16 protein-coding genes are annotated in these 21,082 nt (G+C 52.3%); 14 read left to right on the top strand and 2 right to left on the bottom strand.

Translation table 11 applies throughout. The features are described from left to right. Nucleotides 1-694: 694 nt before the first annotated feature. From K0J45_RS14655 to K0J45_RS14645, 3 genes are all read left to right on the top strand, one after another. On the top strand, nucleotides 695-1,348 hold the full coding sequence (locus K0J45_RS14655; protein WP_220043089.1) for a DJ-1/PfpI family protein: 654 nt from the start codon (nucleotides 695-697) through the stop codon (nucleotides 1,346-1,348). A 65-nt stretch (nucleotides 1,349-1,413) separates the two neighbouring features. Continuing rightward, nucleotides 1,414-1,764: a hypothetical protein gene (locus K0J45_RS14650; protein ID WP_220043088.1), complete on the top strand. Its 351-nt coding sequence runs from the start codon at nucleotides 1,414-1,416 to the stop codon at nucleotides 1,762-1,764. 654 nt (nucleotides 1,765-2,418) lie between these two features. Beyond that, nucleotides 2,419-2,769 (top strand): hypothetical protein, encoded by a 351-nt coding sequence (locus K0J45_RS14645; RefSeq protein WP_258406700.1) that lies wholly within the window; start codon nucleotides 2,419-2,421, stop codon nucleotides 2,767-2,769. A gap of 534 nt (nucleotides 2,770-3,303) precedes the next feature. Here K0J45_RS14645 and K0J45_RS14640 read toward each other — a convergent pair. After that, nucleotides 3,304-4,764 (bottom strand): aminoacyl-histidine dipeptidase, encoded by a 1,461-nt coding sequence (locus tag K0J45_RS14640; protein WP_220043087.1) that lies wholly within the window; start codon nucleotides 4,762-4,764, stop codon nucleotides 3,304-3,306. Between the two features lie 446 nt (nucleotides 4,765-5,210). Between K0J45_RS14640 and K0J45_RS14635 the strand changes: the two genes are divergently transcribed. The 5 genes from K0J45_RS14635 to K0J45_RS14615 all read left to right on the top strand — a co-directional run bounded on the left by K0J45_RS14635 (nucleotide 5,211) and on the right by K0J45_RS14615 (nucleotide 12,541). Next, entirely contained in the window at nucleotides 5,211-6,743 is a 1,533-nt protein-coding gene (locus K0J45_RS14635; RefSeq protein WP_220043086.1) for a M17 family metallopeptidase, read from the top strand. 885 nt (nucleotides 6,744-7,628) lie between these two features. Next, the gene (locus K0J45_RS14630) at nucleotides 7,629-8,918 is read left to right on the top strand and encodes an NCS2 family permease (protein ID WP_220043085.1); all 1,290 of its coding nucleotides are present in this window, start codon (nucleotides 7,629-7,631) and stop codon (nucleotides 8,916-8,918) included. A gap of 243 nt (nucleotides 8,919-9,161) precedes the next feature. Further along, a complete protein-coding gene (gene proB, locus K0J45_RS14625; RefSeq protein WP_220045324.1) occupies nucleotides 9,162-10,280 on the top strand; it encodes a glutamate 5-kinase in 1,119 nt (372 codons plus the stop codon). Nucleotides 10,281-10,314: 34 nt separating this feature from the next. Beyond that, entirely contained in the window at nucleotides 10,315-11,604 is a 1,290-nt protein-coding gene (locus tag K0J45_RS14620) for a glutamate-5-semialdehyde dehydrogenase (protein ID WP_220043084.1), read from the top strand. 295 nt (nucleotides 11,605-11,899) lie between these two features. Further along, nucleotides 11,900-12,541, top strand: a complete 642-nt coding sequence (locus K0J45_RS14615; protein ID WP_041406686.1) for a hypothetical protein — start codon at nucleotides 11,900-11,902, stop codon at nucleotides 12,539-12,541. A gap of 95 nt (nucleotides 12,542-12,636) precedes the next feature. On the opposite strand, the gene K0J45_RS14610 is transcribed toward K0J45_RS14615, so the two are convergent. Next, nucleotides 12,637-13,563 (bottom strand): DMT family transporter, encoded by a 927-nt coding sequence (locus K0J45_RS14610; RefSeq protein WP_220043083.1) that lies wholly within the window; start codon nucleotides 13,561-13,563, stop codon nucleotides 12,637-12,639. A gap of 307 nt (nucleotides 13,564-13,870) precedes the next feature. Here K0J45_RS14610 and dnaK point away from each other — a divergent pair, with 307 nt between their 5' ends. From dnaK to carA, 6 genes are all read left to right on the top strand, one after another. Then, on the top strand, nucleotides 13,871-15,784 hold the full coding sequence (gene dnaK, locus K0J45_RS14605) for a molecular chaperone DnaK (protein WP_011866641.1): 1,914 nt from the start codon (nucleotides 13,871-13,873) through the stop codon (nucleotides 15,782-15,784). A gap of 148 nt (nucleotides 15,785-15,932) precedes the next feature. Further along, nucleotides 15,933-17,063 (top strand): molecular chaperone DnaJ, encoded by a 1,131-nt coding sequence (gene dnaJ, locus K0J45_RS14600; protein ID WP_011866640.1) that lies wholly within the window; start codon nucleotides 15,933-15,935, stop codon nucleotides 17,061-17,063. 276 nt (nucleotides 17,064-17,339) lie between these two features. Further along, nucleotides 17,340-18,128, top strand: a complete 789-nt coding sequence (locus K0J45_RS14595) for a M48 family metallopeptidase (RefSeq protein ID WP_220043082.1) — start codon at nucleotides 17,340-17,342, stop codon at nucleotides 18,126-18,128. 80 nt (nucleotides 18,129-18,208) lie between these two features. After that, nucleotides 18,209-18,826 (top strand): BamJ family beta-barrel-assembly machinery protein, encoded by a 618-nt coding sequence (bamJ, locus tag K0J45_RS14590; protein ID WP_011866638.1) that lies wholly within the window; start codon nucleotides 18,209-18,211, stop codon nucleotides 18,824-18,826. Between the two features lie 96 nt (nucleotides 18,827-18,922). After that, nucleotides 18,923-19,738 carry a 4-hydroxy-tetrahydrodipicolinate reductase gene (dapB, locus tag K0J45_RS14585; RefSeq protein WP_011866637.1) on the top strand — a complete coding sequence of 272 codons (816 nt, stop codon included), beginning with the start codon at nucleotides 18,923-18,925 and terminating at the stop codon, nucleotides 19,736-19,738. 160 nt (nucleotides 19,739-19,898) lie between these two features. After that, entirely contained in the window at nucleotides 19,899-21,071 is a 1,173-nt protein-coding gene (gene carA, locus K0J45_RS14580; RefSeq protein WP_220043081.1) for a glutamine-hydrolyzing carbamoyl-phosphate synthase small subunit, read from the top strand. The last annotated feature ends 11 nt before the right edge of the window (nucleotides 21,072-21,082 follow it).

Raw genomic sequence — 21,082 nt, 5'->3', positions numbered from 1 at the left:
TGGGTCAGATGTGAAGGAACGACGTATGTGCAAGTACATTTTGTGACACGCTGTACGTCTTCAGACCTGCATGGATGCTGGAGAGGCGATTGAAGGTTGTAGCTTCATGGTTATCTATCACCTGCGGTGGGCTTATGTGCAAACACGTTTTTGGCTCGCTGTGAATATATCCCTATACGCTCCACGACGGCGTCCATGCCGCCGAGGGCCAAAAACGTGTTTACACTGGATATCTAACGTCTCTTCGATTTGGCTGTATTTGGTTCAGAAAGAAGAGCAACAGCTAACTTGGTTTTGCCCTAAAGTGTGTTGGCCTCGGAATGAAGGTTCGGCTTTCCAAAAGTTTTTTTGATTAGCATTTAACGAGATGCTCATTTATTAAATGAGTTGAAGGTCGTACCTTCATCGCCATCTAACACCTGCCAGGTGTGGCGCTCTTGATTGAATAAGTCGTAAGGCTGAAATTTTCGATATCTGGGTTTGAACTGGGGGAGGCTCGGATTTTTTGAGTGCTTTCTTAGTTGCTTGTGAGATATAACTCTGATAACCAATTGCCGCTATTGAATAAATTGGTTTTTAGGCGGCTGGGTGTCGCCTTTTTGATGTTCACACTAGCTTGCGGCTACATAGATAAAGCTAATTCACAGTAAGGCGTGATTCGATTCATTGCTAAGTGATTAAGGGTACAGGGATTATGTATAAAGTTGGCATCGTGTTGTTTGATGACTTTACCGATGTGGATTTCTTTTTGATGAATGACTTGCTGGGAAGAACTTCTGATAGCTGGACGGTCAGGATACTCGGCACTAAACCCGAACATCATTCGCAGCTAGGGATGACAGTGAAGACTGACGGCCATGTGTCTGAGGTAAAGGATCAAGATGTCGTTCTTATCACCAGTGGTTATCGCGGTATTCCCGCGGCGCTGCAAGATGAGAATTTTATGTCTGCCTTAAAACTCGATCCAAGCAGGCAGTTGATTGGCTCTATATGTGCGGGTTCCTTTGTGCTTCATGAGCTGGGGTTACTTAAGGGAAAGAAGCTAACGACAAACCCAGATGCTAAGGCGGCTTTAGTGGGTATGGGCGGTGATGTTCAGGATCTACCCTTGGTGATTGAGGGGAACATAGCAACCGCTGGCGGTTGTCTTTCTCTCCTCTATCTAGTGGGCTGGTTAGCCGAGCGTCTGTTCGATGCGGCGAAACGCAAACAGATCCAGAATCAGTTGATCCCCGCGGGGCAAATGGAGATATTCGAAACGCTTATTTCCGAGACTATCCAATCGGCCGAATCCGCCTATGAGTATGGCTCAGCGTGTGAGAGTGATGCCGAGTCTTTGGTGGTTTAGGGAGTAAGGCCAGCGTAGGCGTTAGCTGGTAAGCGTAAGATTCAGAAGTAAATAAATGGAGTTATATGAATTTTCTGAAGCAATTGATCATGAAACCACTGGAAGGCTATCTAGATCTAACCGCTTGGTTAATCTTTGCATGGCTGTACTTTCAAATCGTACTTTCTGCAACCGCAATTTTTTGTATGTTGAGTGTATTTGGATTTTATCTTTTTGACTTCGAAACGGCCTTAAATATCTGTTACGGCACAGCTGGTGTCGGTGTTATTGCGGGTGTTATTTGGGCCGAGAGAATTCGTAAAACACTCGGAATTATTACTTTTCATGCTTACCTTCTTTCAACTCCCGAAATTGAAGGTTGGCGTGATAAGCATGGAAATGTCATTCGTAAATGGAACAAACAGGGGAGTCATTAGGGCGTCCTATTTGAATAGCATTTGGTGACACGCTGTAGGTCTTCAGATCTGCATGGATGCTGGAGAGGCGATTGAAGGTAGTAGCTTCATGGTTATCTATCACCTGCGGTGGGCTTATGTGCAAACACGTTTTTGGCTCGCTGTGAATATATCCCTATACGCTCCACGGCGGCGTCCATGCCGTCGAGGGCCAAAAACGTGTTTACACTGGATATCTAACGTCTCTTCGACTTGGCTTCATTTGATGTGAGTAGGAGGACTAGATGAGTGTTCGGCAGGTTGCCAAACTCTACTCGCTAGACTGCGCATCTATACAGGTATAATGGGATTTTGCAAAAAAGCGCCCCTTTCGCTTCCTACTATGTAATCTTGCGGTTCTCGCTTTGTTTTTTGAAAATTCGTAACTAATTGATTAAATTTAGTAAAAAACTGAGCATCAGCCATTTAATAGGGAGTGGTGGAGGTCTCGCCCTTTCTCTCAAATAAGCCAAGTCTCGCTTTGTTTTCGGCAGCTTATTTTCTCCTTGTTATGTAATGCTGTTATTGATATAAATTTCAGATATTTAAAAAAATTGCCGCGATGTACATTAGTAGGAAGTGATTTACATGGGCGGCATTCTCGCTAATAAGTGTTAGCTGAACAAGGAGAGTCTAGTGTTAAAAAAATGGATGTGGAAATTATTCACTTTGGTTTTTATTGGCTTTTTACTCGTTAATTCAGAACTAGTTGGACTTGCAATGTTTATTGATGCAATAGGTCTTGATCTGTTTTTAATGCTTTTAGAAGTCCAATTAATTGCTGTATTTGGTTTTTACTTTAATTCTTGGTTTAAACCAATTTTGCTGCCTATCTATAAAAAAATTCAAAAGCTAGACCCTTACTTTTTCATTCCTAAGTATCAGCATGTAAAGCAAGTACCTGCATTGTTTTGTCATGCTATACCTGGTTTTATGTTATTAATTGTTGGTGGTTTAGTAATTAATCAAGATTCGGGTTTGGTATAAATATTCACCTAACAAGCATTCAACAGGGACCAAAAATCGCGGGCTGATTTTGCTTCGCAAAAAGTTTAGCCCACAATTTTTAGCCCGTTAATAGGGCGTTAGCCATAGAAATATTAATTTTAAACTCACATAGTAGAGCAAAAGTCCTAACTCAAAAATGTCCAAATATGATTCAGCTTTTGATTTTAGGGTGATACAAGCAAGGCCAAATCGAAGAGACTGATAACTCGGTGTGAACACGCTTTTGGCCTTCGAAATCATGGATGATTTCGTAGAGCATCCATGGATGGACTTGCTGCGAGCCAAAAGCGTGTTTGCACGAAAGGCATGCTGCAGGCAATTGATACACCATGAAGTGGTGACATTCCATAACCTTTCAAATACCAGAGTCTGGTAGAGGCTCAAATCAAGGCGTGCTCTATTACGCTAAGGCATTAAATTCTACCATTACGAAGATAACCCCCTAAATTTTGCCAACAAAAAAGGCGTCTTGTTAGACGCCTTTTCTTATCAGTTACCTAGTTCCGCTATCTATTACGCTTTCTCTGGAATACGTTCCAGTACGGCGAGGAGTAGCTTCCAGTATTGCTCGACGGTCTCGATTAACACCATCTCATCTGGGCTGTGTGGGAAGCGGATGGTGGGGCCAATGGAGACCATATCCATCTCTGGGTAAGGCTTCTTGAACAGACCACACTCCAGACCCGCGTGGATCACCATGATGACGGGTTCCTTGTTGTAGATAGACTCGTAGGTGTCTTTCACAATCGCCATCACAGGAGAGCTGCTGTCTGGCTTCCAGCCTGGGTAGGCGCCACTGAATTCTAATTCGGCACCGGCCAGGTTGCTCAGGGCGGTCAGGTAGCCTTCGACTTCTTCGCGGCCCGAGTCGATCAGCGAGCGGATGAGGCAGAGGATGCTTACCGATTCGGCTTCTGTGGTGATCACGCCAACGTTGAGCGAGGTCTCGGTCACGCCTTGGATCTCGTCGCTCATGCGCATCACGCCGTTAGGGCAGGCGTTTAGCAGATCGATCAGTGTCTGCTGGGTGGCTTCGCTCATCACCTGAGTGGCGGCCGGGATCTCGCTGAGGGTCAGCAGCATGTCAGGGTCGGCGATGGCCAGTTCCTGACGGACCAGATCGGTATATTCCTGGATCAGGGTTTCCAGGCGTGGCAGGTTTTCGCTTGGCAGCATGAAGCTGACGCTGGCCTCACGTGGGATGGCGTTACGCAGCGAGCCACCGCTGAAGTTGGTCAGCTCCAGTGCCAGTTCGTCGGCGTGGTTAAACAGGAAGCGGGCCAACAGCTTGTTGGCGTTGCCGCGGCCCAGGTGAATGTTCACCCCTGAGTGACCGCCCTTAAGTCCTGAGAGTGTTAGGGTGTAGGTCGACAGGCTCGGCTCTGCCGCCTGCCATACCATAGGCACAGTGATCTGGGCATCGACGCCGCCGGCGCAGCCCATGTAGATCTCGCCTTCCTGCTCTGAATCTGTGTTGATCAGGATCTCGGCGTCAAGGTAACCGGCTTCCAGGCCGAAGGCGCCCGTCATGCCTGCTTCTTCATCTATGGTCAGCAGCACTTCCAGCGGGCCGTGTGGAATGTCGTCACTGCCGAGGATCGCCAGTGCTGAGGCCATGCCGATACCGTTGTCTGAGCCTAGGGTGGTGCCCTTGGCCTTAACCCATTCGCCGTCTACATAGGCTTCGATAGGATCTTTCTCGAAATCATGCACCTTGTCGGCGTTTTTCTGCGGCACCATGTCGATATGCGCCTGCAGCGCCACGATCTTGCGGTTTTCCATGCCAGGGGTTGCCGGCTTCTTGATGATCAGGTTACCGACCTTATCTTCGACAACGCTGAGTTGTTTGTCTTTGGCCCAGTTTTGGATGTATTGGCTTAGCGCCTGCTCATGCTTGGAAGGGTGGGGAATGGCGCAGATCTGTTCAAACCACTGCCAAAGTGCCTGAGGTTGCAATTGACTTAATGTGCTCACGGACAAACTCCTCTGTAATAAAGGTCTTTGAGGTCAAATTTGGCGATAGTCTATCATAGACTCTAGGGGCTCGGGGGGATTTGCCACCGTGCCAGGTGGGCATGAAAGCAGGCGGGTATCCCTCAAGTGTCATACTAAGTTGCCACCCGCCAAAAGGCGCCTTAAGGGGCGACATCATTATTTTCATTTGGCATTGGCGCCAGATAGGAGAATAATGCCAACACTCACGGCGATTTAACCTTGCTGGACATGGCCTTAACCCAACCCTCAAACCTTGGGTAAGCGGCCTTACAGAGATGGCAGGGGTTAGTATTGTCTTTAGTGAGAGGTTGATATTCACGATAGGCAGGCAAAGATCTGTCAAAGCTCAGGGCGCTTGTATGGCTTATATAGGCGTCAGTTGATTCGGCAAAGACCGAAAAACCGCTAGATGAAAAGGATGAGGCATGACCGGGGTTCAATTTATAGATGTAACAGATTCAGAAGCCATTTTTGACGATAACCAGTGGGATGCCGTGGTAGTGGTAACCAATGGCCTAGACGCCATCGCCCAGGAGGAGCTGGCCATGCTCGCCAGCCATGGCGCCCAGGTGGATGCAAGGGTGGGGCGCTCGACCACGCTGTTGTTCGCTCCCGGGTTGGCCGGTGGTCGCCTGATTGTGGCGCCGGTGGCAGATGGCGACAGCGATATTCAGGATGTGCGCGGCTATAGCGACGCCGCTCGCCAGGGCATAAAAGTGGCCTTCGATGCCGGCGCCAGACGTCCGCTGCTGATCGTCACGCCATCGACTCAGGCGAGATATGCGCAGTCCATGGGAGTTGCCGCGCTGGGTTGTGCTCAGGCGTTATGGCAGTCGCTGGAGCGCCGCGAGGCACTGGGTGAGATGGACAATATCTCGCAAATAGGCCTGCTGGTGGACGATAAGGCCGCTGAGTTGCTTAGCGCCATCGAGGCGGGTAAACACCTGGCGCGTGACCTTTGCGGCACTGAGCCTGAGCGCATGTCGGCGCCAGCTTTTGCCCAGTACTGTGTCGATGCGCTGCAAGGGCTGGGGTTGACCATGTCTGTGGTCGAAGACAGAGACGTGCTGGAGCGTGACTATCCGCTGCTAAGCGCCGTGGGCCGCGCCTCTTTTGCCGTATCAAGACATCAGCCTAGAGTGGTCAAGCTGGAATATAAGGCCGAGGGGCCTATCGAGCGCAGCTACTTCTTTGCCGGTAAGGGCGTGGTGTATGACACGGGCGGGGCCGACCTTAAGGTTGGCGGCGCCATGGCGGGGATGAGCCGCGACAAGGGCGGCGCGGCCGCGGTTGCCGGCCTGATGAAGACCCTGGCCCTGCTGAAACCTAAAGGCGTTCGTGTGGTGGCTGAGCTTGGCCTGGTGCGTAACAGCATAGGCAGCGAGGCCTTCGTGACCGACGAGATCATCACCAGCCATGCAGGTGTGCGGGTACGTATCGGTAACACAGATGCCGAGGGGCGTTTGGTGCTGGCGGATCTGCTATCGCACCTCAGACTCAAGGCCCAGGACGCCGTGGCGCCGCAGCTCTTCTCGGTAGCGACTCTGACCGGCCATGTGGTGCGCGCCTACGGCGGCTATACTGCCGTGGTGGAAAATGCCGTGGCGCGTCAGCAGCAGGTGGGTGACAGCCTGCAGACGATCAGCGAGGCCTGGGGGGAGCCGATAGAGGTATCGCGCCTGCGCCGTGACGATTATCAGAAGATTGTCGATCCTTCTGGCGCGGCAGATGTGTTGTCCTCCAACAACGCGCCTTCTTCTGTGACGGCCAGGGGCCATCAGTATCCCGCGGCCTTCCTGCTGAAAGCCTCAGGGCTTGAGGCCCATGGACTGACGAGCGACAAGCCGCTGGCCTACACCCATGTGGATATTGCCGGTAGTGCGACCGAGGGTGACCCCTTGTATGGCACGCCTACTGCGGCGCCACTTGTCAGTTTGTGTCAGCTGATCCGTGGCTGAACTAAGCAGACCCTAGCCTAGCTGGGGGTAAAATTTGACCGGGGCAAGCATAGGCTTGCCCCTTTTTGTTGCCGGATCACAATAGGGTGAAAAAGCGTGATCTTGCCCCGCCTCGCAATGGGGTTTTGATGTAGTAAAATTACAGTTTGAAGGGTTTTTTAAAAAAAATAGAAAAAAAGCTTGTAATAAAACTACATTTAAATATAATGGCTCTCGTTGGTTAGACACAGTGTCTTCCACCTCAAAGTCTATCCAGGATGGATAACTCTCCAAGGAACCGAGCGACAAGTTGACTGCGGCATGGCCCCGGAAATGAAAGGCCTGCCAAGTTTCACTAGAGATTATTTTTTCAACTTTGTTAGGAGTTAATGACTATGTCTTATACAGGAATTCAGCACGTTTATTGGCAGAATACTTGGTTTTGTACCGATGCCCTTCGCGGTGGTCTGTACGCTATGACTTTTAAGGGCTAACTACCCCTGAGATCATTTGAACCTAGTTCACTTGATTAAAGTAGTTGCATCATCCATCAACCTTACCCCATTTGGGGATTTTTAGACTCAAGTTGTCTATTGCTCATTGAGCGGTAGGCCAGTGTAACCCGCTAGCGCGGTAACTCTTTCCTTTCGGAACACTTGAAACATGTCTCGCCTGCTCTTTGAGCAGGCTTTTTTTTGCCTGAAATTTACCATCTCTGCCTCGCATCCTCGGCGATAAATCTGGCGTAGATCACCTTTATGCAATCGTCTCGAGTCATGGCTCTAATCTGGCTCGCGTTTGCGTAATTATTGCGTATATAATCGTCGCTTGTTATCAAGTCGTTAACTTGGTTTCAACTTTTACCCTACCTAAATAAACCATAATTAAATCAAGGAACCTCGTTCCATGTTAGAAAAAGTATTTAAGTTAACCGAGCACCAGACAACGTTAAAACAAGAGGTGGTGGCCGGATTGACCACCTTTTTAACCATGGCCTATATCATCTTCGTTAATCCCATGATGCTGGCCGATGCGGGCATGGACCATGGCGCCGTGTTCGTCGCCACCTGTTTGGCCGCGGCCGTGGGCTGTCTGGTGATGGGCATAGTGGCAAACTATCCTATCGCCCTAGCACCGGGCATGGGGCTCAACGCCTTTTTCACCTATACGGTGGTTGGTGAGATGGGCTACAGCTGGGAGACGGCGCTGGGCGCGGTATTCCTCTCGGGTATCTGCTTCCTGATATTGTCTTTGGTGAAGATCCGCGAGTGGATCGTCAACAGCATTCCTATGTCGCTGCGTCTGGGGATCGCCGCCGGTATCGGCCTGTTTCTGGCGCTGATTGGCCTCAAGAGTGCCGGCATAGTGGTAGCCAGCCCCGCGACTCTGGTCACCATGGGCGATGTGACTGCCTTGCCGGCGGTGATGTCTGTGCTGGGCTTCTTCATCATTATCGCCCTGGTACACAGAGGCTATCAGTCGGCGGTGATCATCAGCATCCTGGGGATCACCGCGCTGGGCCTGTTGCTGGGGGATGTGCAATATAGCGGCATGATCTCGACGCCGCCGTCGATTGCGCCCACCTTCATGAAGATGGATCTCTCCAATGTGCTTGAGATCAGCATGCTCTCCGTGGTATTTGCCTTCCTGTTCGTGGACCTGTTTGACACCTCTGGCACCTTGGTGGCCGTGGCTCAGCGCGGTGGCTTCCTCGACGACAGAGGCAGACTGCCGCGTCTTGGCCGCGCCCTGACCGCCGACAGCAGCGCCACCATAGCCGGGGCCATGTTGGGCACCTCGACCACCACGAGTTATATCGAGAGTACGGCCGGGGTGAGCGCAGGTGGCCGCACCGGGCTCACCGCCGTGGTGGTGGGGATCATGTTCCTGCTGTCACTGTTTATCTCGCCGCTGGCGGGCATGGTGCCGGCCTATGCGACTGCGGGCACTCTCTTCTATGTCGCCATCCTGATGATGTCTGGCTTGGTGCATGTGGACTGGGAAGATCTCACCGAGGCGGCGCCTGTGGTCGTGGTCTGTATCCTGATGCCGCTGACCTTTTCTATTGCGACCGGTATCGCCATGGGCTTTGTTGCCTATGCGGGGATCAAGCTCTTCAGCGGTCGCTACAAGGATCTCTCTTTGGGCGTCTTGGTGCTGGCGGCGCTATTCCTGGCTAAGTTTGTTTATGGCTAAGTCTATCTATGGTTAAGTTCATCTATGGTTAGGCGAAGCCGGGAGTTAGCTTTTGGCAAGAGCCGAATTTAGCTTAAGTTGAGTGCCAGCCAGCTTAGATTAAAGGTCATACAATGTATGGCCTTTTTTATGGGCTTTTATTGAAGGAAAGTAGACTGGCTCTAATCTTTTATCTTACCCGCTACCATTTGCCCTGGGGATTGGGTATAACTTGGGGTTCGGTTTTTTTCTGTCTAAATGTCAATGAACTTAAGTGAGATAGCCTACCGCCGTGTGGTGGTAAAGTTGGGCACTAGCGTGCTCACCTCCGGATCGCGCCAGCTGGATAAGGCGCATATGGTTGAGCTGGCCAGACAAATGGCTAAGCTGATGAAGTCGGGTGTCGAAGTGGTGCTGTGCACCTCGGGCGCCATCGCGGCCGGACGCGAGCACTTAGGTTACCCCACACTGCCGGATACGGTCGCCAACAAGCAGCTGCTGGCGGCCGTCGGCCAGAGTCAACTGATCCTCGCCTGGTCACAGCTGTTTAGCATCTATGGGCTGCATGTGGGCCAGCTGCTGCTGACCCGCGCCGACCTGCACGACAGGGAGCGCTATCTCAACGCCAGGGACTCACTCAACGCCCTGTTGGCCAACGGCATCATTCCTATCATCAACGAGAACGATGCGGTGGCCACCAACGAGATCAAGGTGGGCGACAACGACAACCTGTCGGCCAGGGCGGCGCTGCTGTGTGACGCTGACCTGCTGATCCTGCTGACGGATCAGAAGGGGCTATTCGATGCCGACCCAAGGGCCAACCCGGATGCCAAGCTGATTAAGCAGGTGGTCAATATCGACGATAGCCTGCGCAGCCTGGCGGGCGGCGCGGTTTCCGGCCTGGGCACAGGCGGCATGGCCACTAAGCTGCAGGCGGCGGATATCGCCCGCCGAGCGGGAGTCGAGGTGGTGATCGCCTCGGGTCATCATCCTAAGGTGATCTTAGATGCCGTATGTCAGCTGCCAGTAGGCACCCATTTTACCGCGCTGGAAAATCCGCTGGAGAGCCGCAAACAGTGGATCCTGGCGGGCCCGGCGACCAAGGGCCGGCTGGTACTGGACAGCGGCGCCATCAACGCCGTGACCCTGAAGGGGCGCAGCCTGCTCTCTAAGGGAATAGTGTCGGTGAGCGGTGTGTTCGATCGCGGCGCCACCCTGCAGCTGGTGGACGAGCAGGGGCGTGAACATGCCAGGGGCATGAGTCGTTACAGCGCCAAAGATCTGCAGAAGATCGCCGGTAAACATTCGGATGAAATTGAGTCGCTGCTGGGCTATGACTACGGCGATGCCATAGTGCATCGTAACGACATGGTGGTCCTGTAAGGTTTTCGGCAGAGTCAATCTGTGCAGATTAAAGATGAGTGGAACAGAAACGATGGACGATAAACAGCAGTATTTAAACACACTCGGCGAGCAGGCCAAGGCGGCCAGCTATGCCATGGCGAGCCTCACGGCTTCGCAGAAGCGCGACTTACTTAGGGCAATTGCCGCCAAGCTTACCGACAAGCGCGCGCAGATAGTTGCAGCTAATCAGCAGGATGTGGTCAAGGCGCGGGAAAATGGCCTGAATGATGCCATGATAGACAGACTGCTGCTGGACGAGGCGCGACTAGCTGGCGTGATTGCCGACATCGAAAACGTGGTGGCCCTGGCCGATCCCATCGGTAGCGAGCTGGAGAGCCAGCTACTGGATAACGGGCTGCGCTTGTCCCGCCGCCGGGTACCGCTGGGCGTGCTCGGGGTTATCTATGAGGCGCGCCCCAATGTGACCGTGGATATCGCCGTGCTGGCACTCAAGACCGGCAATGCGGTGATCCTGCGTGGTGGCAAGGAGACCCTGGCCTCTAACCTAGCATTAAGCGAGGCGATCAGGGAAGCCATTAGCGAGCAGGGGCTGCCGAGCGATGCGGTGCAGCTGATCCAAGACCCTGATCGCGCCCTGGTCTCTGGCCTACTCAAGCTCGATAAATATGTGGATATGATAGTGCCCCGTGGTGGTCAGAACCTGCAGCGCCTGTGCGCCGAACAGGCGACCATTCCGGTGATCTTGGGCGGTATCGGCATCTGCCATCTCTATGTGGATAGCGAGGTGGATCAGCTAAAAGCCATTGAGGTGATCGCCAATGCCAAGGTGCAGCGCCCGACCGTGTGTAACGCCCTGGATACTGTGCTGGTTCACCAGTCTATCGCCCAAACTTTCCTGCCTAAGCTCTATGCCCACCTAAGTGCACTCGGGGTGAGTTTCTATGCCTGTGATCAGGCCGAGGCGATAGGCAAGGATGCCGGCACTGTTACTCACAAGGCGAGTGATGAGACCTTTGGCACAGAGTGGCTGTCGCTGAACCTGGGCGTTAGGGTGGTGGATGATATGGATATGGCGATCGCCCATATTCGCCGCTTCTCCAGTGGTCACTCCGAGGGGATATTGAGCGATAACATTCATGCTACGGCCCGTTTCATCAACGAGGTGGATGCGGCGGCCGTGTATGTCAATGCCAGTACCCGCTTTACCGATGGTGGCCAGTTTGGCCTGGGCGCCGAGGTGGCGGTATCGACCCAGAAGCTGCATGCCAGAGGCCCAATGGGGCTCGAGGCGCTCACCACCTATAAGTGGATTGGCGTCGGCGACTACACCGCCCGCGGTTAACTCTAGCTAACAGTAGTAGTTTAAAGGAGCCTTAGGGCTCCTTTTCGTTTTTCTGCTTCGCTAAATTATTTAAATCACTTTATCCCAGTAGTTTTATCCCAGTAGCTTTATCCCATGATCGTTAGTGATGAAATTGACCAGATCCCTTGGTGAGTTTCGCAACTTGTTTGGGGAAAACCTTACATCAAAAAAGCGAAATCACCATAAATGCATGTAATTACAGTTGGTTACAGTTTTGGCATCTTGCTTGCTTTGTCTTAATCAATCTCACAGGGAGTCGGTTACGGAGCTTAAGATGAAAAACAACATGGTTAACAAGGCATTGGTAAGTTTAAGTCTGCTGGTAGGTTTGATGAGCGTAGGCGCTCAGGCGGCCTCTAGCATCACACTCAACGATGAGTTCGATTATCGCGGCCAGAAGGTGGCGTTGGACATGGATGTAGGCCAGGCGGAGCTGATCGCCGGCGACCAGGATAAGGTGCGGGTCGAGGTGGTCGTAAAAGCCAACGATTCGAAATGGTTTGGCTTTTGGCAAAACAGTGATGTGAGTTCGGCCAAGTTCGATATTCTCGACGACGGTGACAAGCTGGTGCTGCGCCTGGCGGATCAGGATGATGTGAACCAGAAGTGGCGTGTCTATCTGCCCCGCAACGCTGCGCTCAAGGTGGATGCCGGCGTGGGTGAGGTGATCGTCGATGGCCTGAGCGCCAGCATAGAGGTGGAACTTGGGGTAGGCCGCGCGGAGATCACTCACCAGGCAAGCTTTGGTGATGTGTCGCTCGAGTCAGGTGTGGGCGAGGTGAGCATTCGTGACGGCGGTCAGCGCCTCAAGGTAAACCAGAATTTGGTGAGCCAGAGCTATCATCAGCAAGGCACAGCCGGCGATGACCATCTGTATGTCTCGGTAGGCGTGGGCGAGATAGACGTGCGCAACTAGCCACTGAAAATCAATAAGCGATAAAAAACCGACCTCAGGGTCGGTTTTTTTATGCAAGGGCGTCTATCTCTGACAGCTTATGTTAGCCGATGACTTTAGTTCTCCGGCGTCAGCGCTGGGGCTGTTTTGGTTCGCAGGCGCTTAAGCTGAGGCAATAGCTGCTGCAGCGCCAGCGCGGTCAGGATAAGTCCCAGGCCGAAAAAGGTCGATGGTGTGATGGTCTCTTGCAGGATCCAGGCGATGAAACCCACCGAGAGCACAGGGGTGATAAATACTAGGGTACTCATGCTGGCGGTGCGATCCGCTTTTTTCAGCGCCACCAACCAGAGGACGAAGGTGACCCCCATCTCAAACAGGCCTACATAAATGCCGGCGCCAAGGGCCTTGAGATCCCAGCTCGGCAGCGACTGGGTCAGCAGCAGGGTCACCAAAATAAAGGGGAGTCCCACCAAGAAGCTCAGCAGCAGGCTCACCACTGGGTCGCCCTCATCCTTAGTGTTGACTATCCAGTAGAGGGACCAAAGCAGGGTGCTGGTAAGCGCCAGCAGTACCCCGGTGGCACTCTCGAAGCGCACGCTGGCTACCTCACCATTAGTGGCGATGACGAAGACACCCAGATAGGCGACCAGCGCCGCGGTGAGATCGCTCTTGCGCAGCTTCTGTTTCAGTAGCGGCACCGCCAGCAGCGGCAGCAGTATGGCCCAGGTGTAGTTGAGTGACAGCGCCTGCTGGGCAGGTAGGAGGGCGTAGGCCTTGAACAGCACCAGATAATAAAGGAAGGGATTGAGCAGCCCGGTCTGCAGGTAGAACCAGGGACGATTGGCAAATTGGCGCTTAATGAGGTGCAGCTTACCGGTCGCGGCCAGTATGACGCCTAGGGCGACGATTGAGGTCGAAACGGCGACAAACACTAGCTGCAGCGGCGTAAAATGACTCAGTGCCAACTTGAAGGCGGTGGCGACGGTCGACCAGAGTAAGATGGCCGCTAGGGCATAGAGATAAGCTTGGTTGGATGATTTCACTGAACCTTCTCACTAAACGAGACAACTAAAAAAATCCCACGTGCCTGGGGCACAGAGGGAGTTTTACTTCGATTGCATGCATTATACGCTTCTTGTTGGCCGGCCGGCAGCTTTTAAGATCAAAAAAATACTCAATTAAGTTAATTTTTATCTTTCTTGCCCTTGTATTCCCAATTGCTGTCCCAATATAGGGTGTTAAGGAAAGATATTGGCTCGGAAAATTAGGCTTGAAAACGAATTCGCCTATCCCCATATCTGAATCAGATAACAAAGTTAGCGTAAGTTAAAAGTTTTTTTGGAGGACTCCATGGGTAAAATTATTGGTATCGATTTAGGTACAACTAACTCTTGTGTAGCTGTACTTGATGGCGATAAAGCACGCGTAATTGAAAACGCGGAAGGCGATCGCACTACCCCGTCGATCATCGCATATACAGGCGAAGAAGTATTAGTTGGTCAGCCTGCGAAACGCCAAGCTGTAACAAACCCAAAGAATACCTTCTTTGCTATTAAGCGTCTTATCGGTCGTCGTTTTAAAGATGACGAAGTACAGCGCGACGTAGACATCATGCCATTTAAGATCATCGCGGCAGACAACGGTGATGCATGGGTTGAAGCGCACGATAAGAAGATGGCACCGCCACAAGTTTCTGCAGAGATTCTGAAGAAGATGAAGAAGACTGCCGAAGACTACCTGGGCGAGCCAGTAACCGAAGCGGTTATTACCGTTCCGGCTTACTTTAACGATTCACAACGTCAGGCGACCAAAGACGCCGGTCGTATCGCAGGTCTGGAAGTTAAGCGTATCATCAACGAGCCTACTGCTGCGGCACTGGCTTACGGTATCGATAAGAAGCAAGGCGACAACATCGTTGCGGTATACGACTTAGGTGGTGGTACCTTCGATATCTCTATCATCGAGATCGACAGCGTAGATGGCGAGCAAACTTTCGAAGTATTGGCTACTAACGGTGACACTCACTTAGGTGGTGAAGACTTCGATAACCGTCTGATCAATTACCTGGCCGACGAGTTCAAGAAAGAACAGTCTCTGGATCTACGTAACGATCCACTGGCGATGCAGCGTCTGAAAGAAGCTGCCGAGAAGGCGAAGATTGAGCTGTCTAGCACCACTCAGACTGAAGTTAACCTGCCATACATCACGGCAGATGCGACAGGTCCTAAGCACTTAGTGGTTAAGATCACTCGCGCCAAGCTTGAGTCTCTGGTTGAAGACCTGATCCAACGTTCACTCGAGCCGCTAAAAGTGGCACTGGCTGACGCAGACCTGTCTGTATCAGACATCAACGAAGTGATTCTGGTGGGTGGTCAAACCCGTATGCCTAAGGTACGTGCAGAAGTCTCTGCCTTCTTCGGCAAAGAGCTGCGTCAAGACGTTAACCCTGATGAAGCGGTTGCAATTGGTGCTGCGGTTCAGGCGGGTGTACTGGCAGGTGACGTGAAAGACGTACTGCTGCTAGACGTAACGCCACTGTCTCTGGGTATCGAAACCATGGGCAGCGTGATGACCAAGCTTATCGAGAAGAACACCACTATCCCGACTAAGGCTAGTCAGACCTTCTCTACAGCTGATGACAACCAGAGCGCAGTAACCATTCACGTGCTACAGGGTGAGCGTAAGCAATCTAGCGCCAACAAGTCGCTGGGTCAGTTCAACCTGGAAGGTATCGAGCCTGCACCACGTGGCATGCCACAGATTGAAGTGGCCTTCGACATCGATGCCGATGGTATTCTGCACGTGTCTGCGACCGACAAGAAGACGGGCAAGGCACAGAACATCACCATCAAGGCCTCTTCTGGTCTGAGCGATGAAGAAGTTGAAGCTATGGTACGTGACGCCGAGGCGCACGCCGATGAAGATGCTAAGTTCGAAGAGCTAGTGTCTGCACGCAACCAAGCTGACGGCATGGTTCACGCGACTAAGAAGCAGATCGAAGAAGCGGGCGATGCACTGCCAAGCGAAGACAAAGAGAAGATCGAAGCTGCGATGGCTGACGTCGACACTGCCACTAAGGGCAACGACAAAGAAGCTATCGAAAAGGCAACGCAAGCCCTGATGGAAGCGTCTGCCAAGCTGATGGAGATCGCTCAGGCTAAGGCGCAAGCTGGCCAAGGCGAGCAGGCTCAGCAGTCTAACGAAGCTCCTGCTGATGATGTTGTCGATGCCGAGTTTGAAGAAGTTAAAGACGACAAAAAATAATTCAGGCCCAGCCTAAATTATTTCCAGCGGGCGTTATGGGGTAACTCTAACGCCCGTTCGTATAACTTAAGGGGCAGTTGATCTTTTTAGATTGAACAAAAAGTAAACCTAAAAGGTCAACAGACCCTAGCGCAGAAAGTATGAGACTATGTCAAAGCGAGATTATTACGAAGTATTGGGCGTAGGTCGCGACGCCAGCGAGCGTGAGATTAAGAAGGCCTATAAGCGCCTCGCCATGAAATTTCACCCGGACCGCAACCCAGGTGACAAGGCGGCCGAAGCCAGCTTCAAAGAGGTAAAAGAAGCCTACGAAATTCTAACCGACAGCGATAAGAAGGCGGCCTATGACCAGTTTGGTCATGCGGGTGTCGATCCTAATCGCGGCGGTGGCGGATTTGGCGGTGGCGCCGACTTCGGTGATGTATTCGGTGACGTATTTGGTGACATCTTCGGTGGTGGACGCCGTGGTGGCCAGCGTCAAGCGGCGCGCGGCTCAGATCTGCGTTACAACCTGGAACTGTCACTGGAAGAGGCGGTGCGTGGCCTGACCAAAGAGCTACGCATTCCGACCTTAGCCACCTGTGACCTCTGTGACGGTAGCGGCGCCAAGAAAGGCAGCTCACCCACCACATGTGGTACCTGTCACGGTCAGGGCCAGGTGCAGATGCGCCAAGGTTTCTTCGCTGTGCAGCAAGCCTGTCCTACCTGTCATGGCCGCGGTAAGATCATCAAAGATCCTTGCGGTAAGTGTCATGGCGAAGGCCGCGTAGAGAAGAGCAAGACACTGTCGGTGAAAATTCCTGCGGGTGTGGATACCGGCGATCGCATTCGTCTGTCGGGCGAAGGGGAAGCGGGCGAGTTTGGCGCGCCTCCAGGGGATCTCTATGTGCAGGTCACTGTGCGTGAGCATGCCATCTTCGTACGTGACGGTAACAACCTTTACTGCGAAGTGCCTATCTCATTTAGCACGGCGGCACTGGGCGGCGAGATCGAAGTGCCGACACTCGATGGTAAGGTCAACCTGAAGATCCCATCGGAAACTCAGACCGGTCGTATGTTCCGTCTGCGTGGCAAAGGGGTCAAGTCGGTGCGCAGCCATGCGGTTGGCGACTTGCTGTGTAAGGTGGTGATGGAAACGCCGGTGAATCTGAACGACAAGCAGAAAGAACTGCTACGTGAGTTCGATAACACCCTGACGGGGTCATCAAAGAAGCACAGCCCTAAGGCGGAAGGTTTCTTCGATGGCGTGAAGAAGTTCTTTCAGGACTTGAACAGCTAAGCCGTGCTGATACACAATGAAAAACCTCGCGATGCGGGGTTTTTTTATCGCTATATGTTTTATACCAATCGTAGTAAATAATTGATCATGCTAGTTTGTTAAAACGTCCGATAGTTGCGTTACTATTTTTGATTGTAGAATAACTACTTATCGAAAAATTCTGCCTTGTTCTCGAGCGTTTTTCCTGCACTATTTCTGATCACTTACTAACCGTGATTGGTATTAGCTATCTTTAAATAGCCAAGAATAAGGTTTCATAACGAGAAGGGATGAGAGATGAAACAGTTAACCGCAGCGCTGGTAATACTTTTATTAGCCGGCTGCGCTACCACACAATCGCCCACAGGGCGTAAACAGACCCTGCTGTTTTCAGCCCAGCAGATGGATCAGATGGGGGCCGAATCTTTTGCTGAGATGAAGAAGCAGCAGAAGGTGAGCCAGGATAAGCAGGTCAATCAGTATGTGGCCTGTGTGGCCAACCGGATCACCTCGGTATTGCCGGGCCGTCAGCCCAACTGGGAAGTGGTGGTGTTCGAATCGGATCAGGTCAACGCCTTCGCCTTGCCCGGTGGCCACATTGGTGTCTATACCGGATTGCTCAAGGTGGCGAAGAATCAGGATCAGCTGGCGACCGTTATCGGTCATGAGGTGGCCCACGTGCTGGCCAACCACAGCAACGAGCAGGTGTCGCGGGCGCAGATGACAGGCGTTGGCATGCAGATCGCCGGCGCCGCCATCGATGTCAGCGGATTGAGCAACAAAGACCTCTATATGTCGGCCCTGGGCCTGGGCGCTCAATATGGCTTTATTCTGCCCTATGGCCGTGCCCAGGAGAGTGAGGCCGATGTCATGGGCGTCGAGCTGATGGCCAGAGCCGGGTTTGACCCCAGCCAGAGCATCAGCCTGTGGCAGAACATGGCCAAGGCGGGAGGCAGCCAGGGGCCAGAGCTGATGTCGACCCATCCATCCCATGACCACCGCATAGCCGATCTGCAGCAGATGCTGCCAGAGGTGGCGCCGCTGTATCGAGCCGCGAGCGCCAGTGGAAAAAATCGCTGTGACTAGGGTCAATTTTTGGGTTTTTTATCACAGTCTGTGATAAAATCCGCCGCGAAATTAATTGAATAAATGAGAGTACAATCATTATGTCTGATAAGTTCACCACAATTGAACAGCACGCCAGCTACGGCGTTGGCCGCCAATTAGGCGAGCAGCTCGCAGCTAACTCATTCGAAGGTATCGATATTTCAGCTGTTCAGGTTGGTCTGTCAGATGCGTTTGAAGGTAAAGAGAGTGCTGTCTCTATGCAAGATCTTCAAACTGCATTCACTGAGATTAGTCAGCGTATTCAAAAGGTTCAGGAAGAAGCTGCTGCGGCTGCATCGGCCGAAGGCGAAGCTTTCCTGGCTGAAAACCAAAAGCGTGACGGCGTTGTGACTCTAGAGTCTGGTCTGCAATACGAAATCATCACCGAAGGTGCAGGCGACAAGCCTAGCTATGATTCGACTGTGCGTACTCACTACCATGGTACTTTCATCAGCGGCGACGTATTCGACAGTTCAGTACTGCGCGACCAGCCTGCCGAGTTCCCAGTTTCTGGCGTGATCGCCGGTTGGACCGAGGCGCTACAGCTTATGCCTGTTGGTTCTAAGTGGAAGCTGTATGTACCGCATCACCTGGCCTATGGCGAGCGTGGCGCAGGTGCCTCAATTCCTCCTTATTCGGCACTCGTGTTCGAAGTGGAATTGCTCGACATTATCTAATCGAAATAGCCTAAGCGTTTGCTTAGGCTTTTTTTTGAAATGATTTGGCGTTAGCCTTGTGCTCAAATAACTGCAGCAAATGTTTAGGAGAATTAGATGACAGAGCAAGTAAGAGTGGCGATAACCGGTGGCAGTGGTCGCATGGGCCGAACTCTTATTGAATCGGCAAAACTCAGCAGCAACATCTATTTAGGTGCGGCGGTTGAGCGTGCGGGTTCTACATTGATAGGTGTCGATGCGGGCGAACTCGCCGGTGTGGGCGCGATGAATGTTGCCATCACTGATTCGCTGGACAATGCCGTAGACGACTTCGATATCCTGATCGACTTTACCTCGCCCGAGGCCAGTGTGGTGCATACCGACTGGTGTTCCCGCAACGGTAAGGCGATCGTCATCGGCACCACAGGCTTTAATCATGCCCAGAAAGAGCAGATTGCCGCCTACGCCGAGAACACGCCGATCGTGATGGCGCCTAACATGTCTGTGGGGGTCAACCTGATGTGGCGCCTGCTGGAGCTGGCCGCCGAGGTGATGGGCGACTACACAGATATCGAGATCATCGAAGGTCACCACAGACATAAGAAAGATGCGCCGTCGGGTACAGCACTCAAGATGGGCGAGGTGATCGCCGAAGTCTTGGGGCGTGACCTGGAAAAATGCGCCGTCTATGGCCGTGAGGGGATCACCGAAGAGCGTAGCCGTGAGACCATAGGCTTCTCTACCATTCGCGCCGGTGATTTGGTGGGTGAGCATACTGCCATGTTCGCCGATATCGGTGAACGTCTGGAGATCACCCATAAGGCCTCGAGTCGTATGACCTTTGCCAACGGTGCCATGCGCGCCGCATTTTGGCTGGGCGATCAGGGCCCCGGATTATACGACATGCAACAGGTCTTGGGCCTGAAGGATTAGTATTTAAAAAAAACGCCAATTTGGCGTTTTTTTTTGAAAGAAAGTACCGCTTATCTATAGACGAGCTTCACAATTACCTTTAAAATTGTCGGAATTTGTCAAAATTTCGTATTTAAGCGGAAGTTGGTATTTTAAACACAAAATAAAACCTTATTATTCAATGGCTTGGCTCTTTTCGGAGGTCGCGTTGACAAAGTCTGCCTTACTCGTACTCGAAGATGGAACCGTATTCTCTGGCACTGCAATCGGTGCTGATGGACTCGCAGTTGGTGAAGTGGTATTTAACACTTCCATGACGGGTTACCAAGAGATCCTCACGGATCCTTCCTATTCTCGTCAAATTGTTACTCTAACCTACCCGCACATTGGTAACACTGGTACCAATAGTGAAGATACCGAATCTGAAGCCGTCCATGCCTGTGGCCTGATCATCCGCGATCTACCGCTACTGGCGAGCAACTTCAGAAATGAGCAATCCCTCAGCGATTACCTAAAAAGCAACAATGTTGTAGGCATTGCCGATATCGACACGCGTAAACTAACACGTATCCTCAGGGAAAAAGGGGCACAAGCGGGTGCCATCTTAGTGGGTGACATGGATGAAGCTAAGGCGCTGGCAGCTGCCAAAGCGTTCCCTGGCTTGAAAGGCATGGACTTGGCCAAAGAAGTGACCACGCAGAAGCAATACCAATGGCGCAGCGGTAGCTGGCGTCTGGTGGGCGGCCTGCCGAGTGACACCCCTGAGTCTGAACTGAAATATAAGGTCGTAGCCTACGACTACGGCGTTAAGCGCAACATCCTGCGTATGCTGGTTGACCGTGGCTGCGATGTGACCGTAGTACCGGCGCAAACCCCTGCTGCAGAAGTGCTGGCGATGAATCCTGATGGCATCTTCCTGTCAAACGGCCCTGGCGACCCAGAGCCCTGTGACTACGCCATCGAAGCGATTCAGACTTTCCTCAAGACTGACATTCCACTCTTTGGTATCTGCCTTGGCCATCAGCTGTTGGCACTGGCCTCAGGCGCTAAGACGCTGAAGATGAAGTTTGGTCACCATGGTGCCAACCATCCGGTCAGCAACCTGGAGAAGGGCAACGTGATGATCACCAGCCAGAACCATGGTTTTGCTGCCGATGAGACCAGCCTGCCGGCCAACGTTAAGGTGACTCACAAGTCGCTGTTCGACGGCTCGTTGCAGGGTATTCACCTGACCGACAAGCCAGCGTTCAGCTTCCAGGGCCACCCTGAGGCAAGCCCGGGTCCACACGACGCCGCGCCGCTGTTCGATCACTTTATCGAGTTGATCGAAGAATATCGTCATAACGCCAAGTAGTCCGGGAGAAA

This window comes from Shewanella alkalitolerans, assembly GCF_019457575.1.
Classification (GTDB): Bacteria; Pseudomonadota; Gammaproteobacteria; order Enterobacterales; family Shewanellaceae; genus Shewanella; species Shewanella loihica.
The sequence above is the reverse complement of the archived record's forward strand: the minus strand, read 5'-3'. Positions and strand labels throughout refer to the sequence as shown.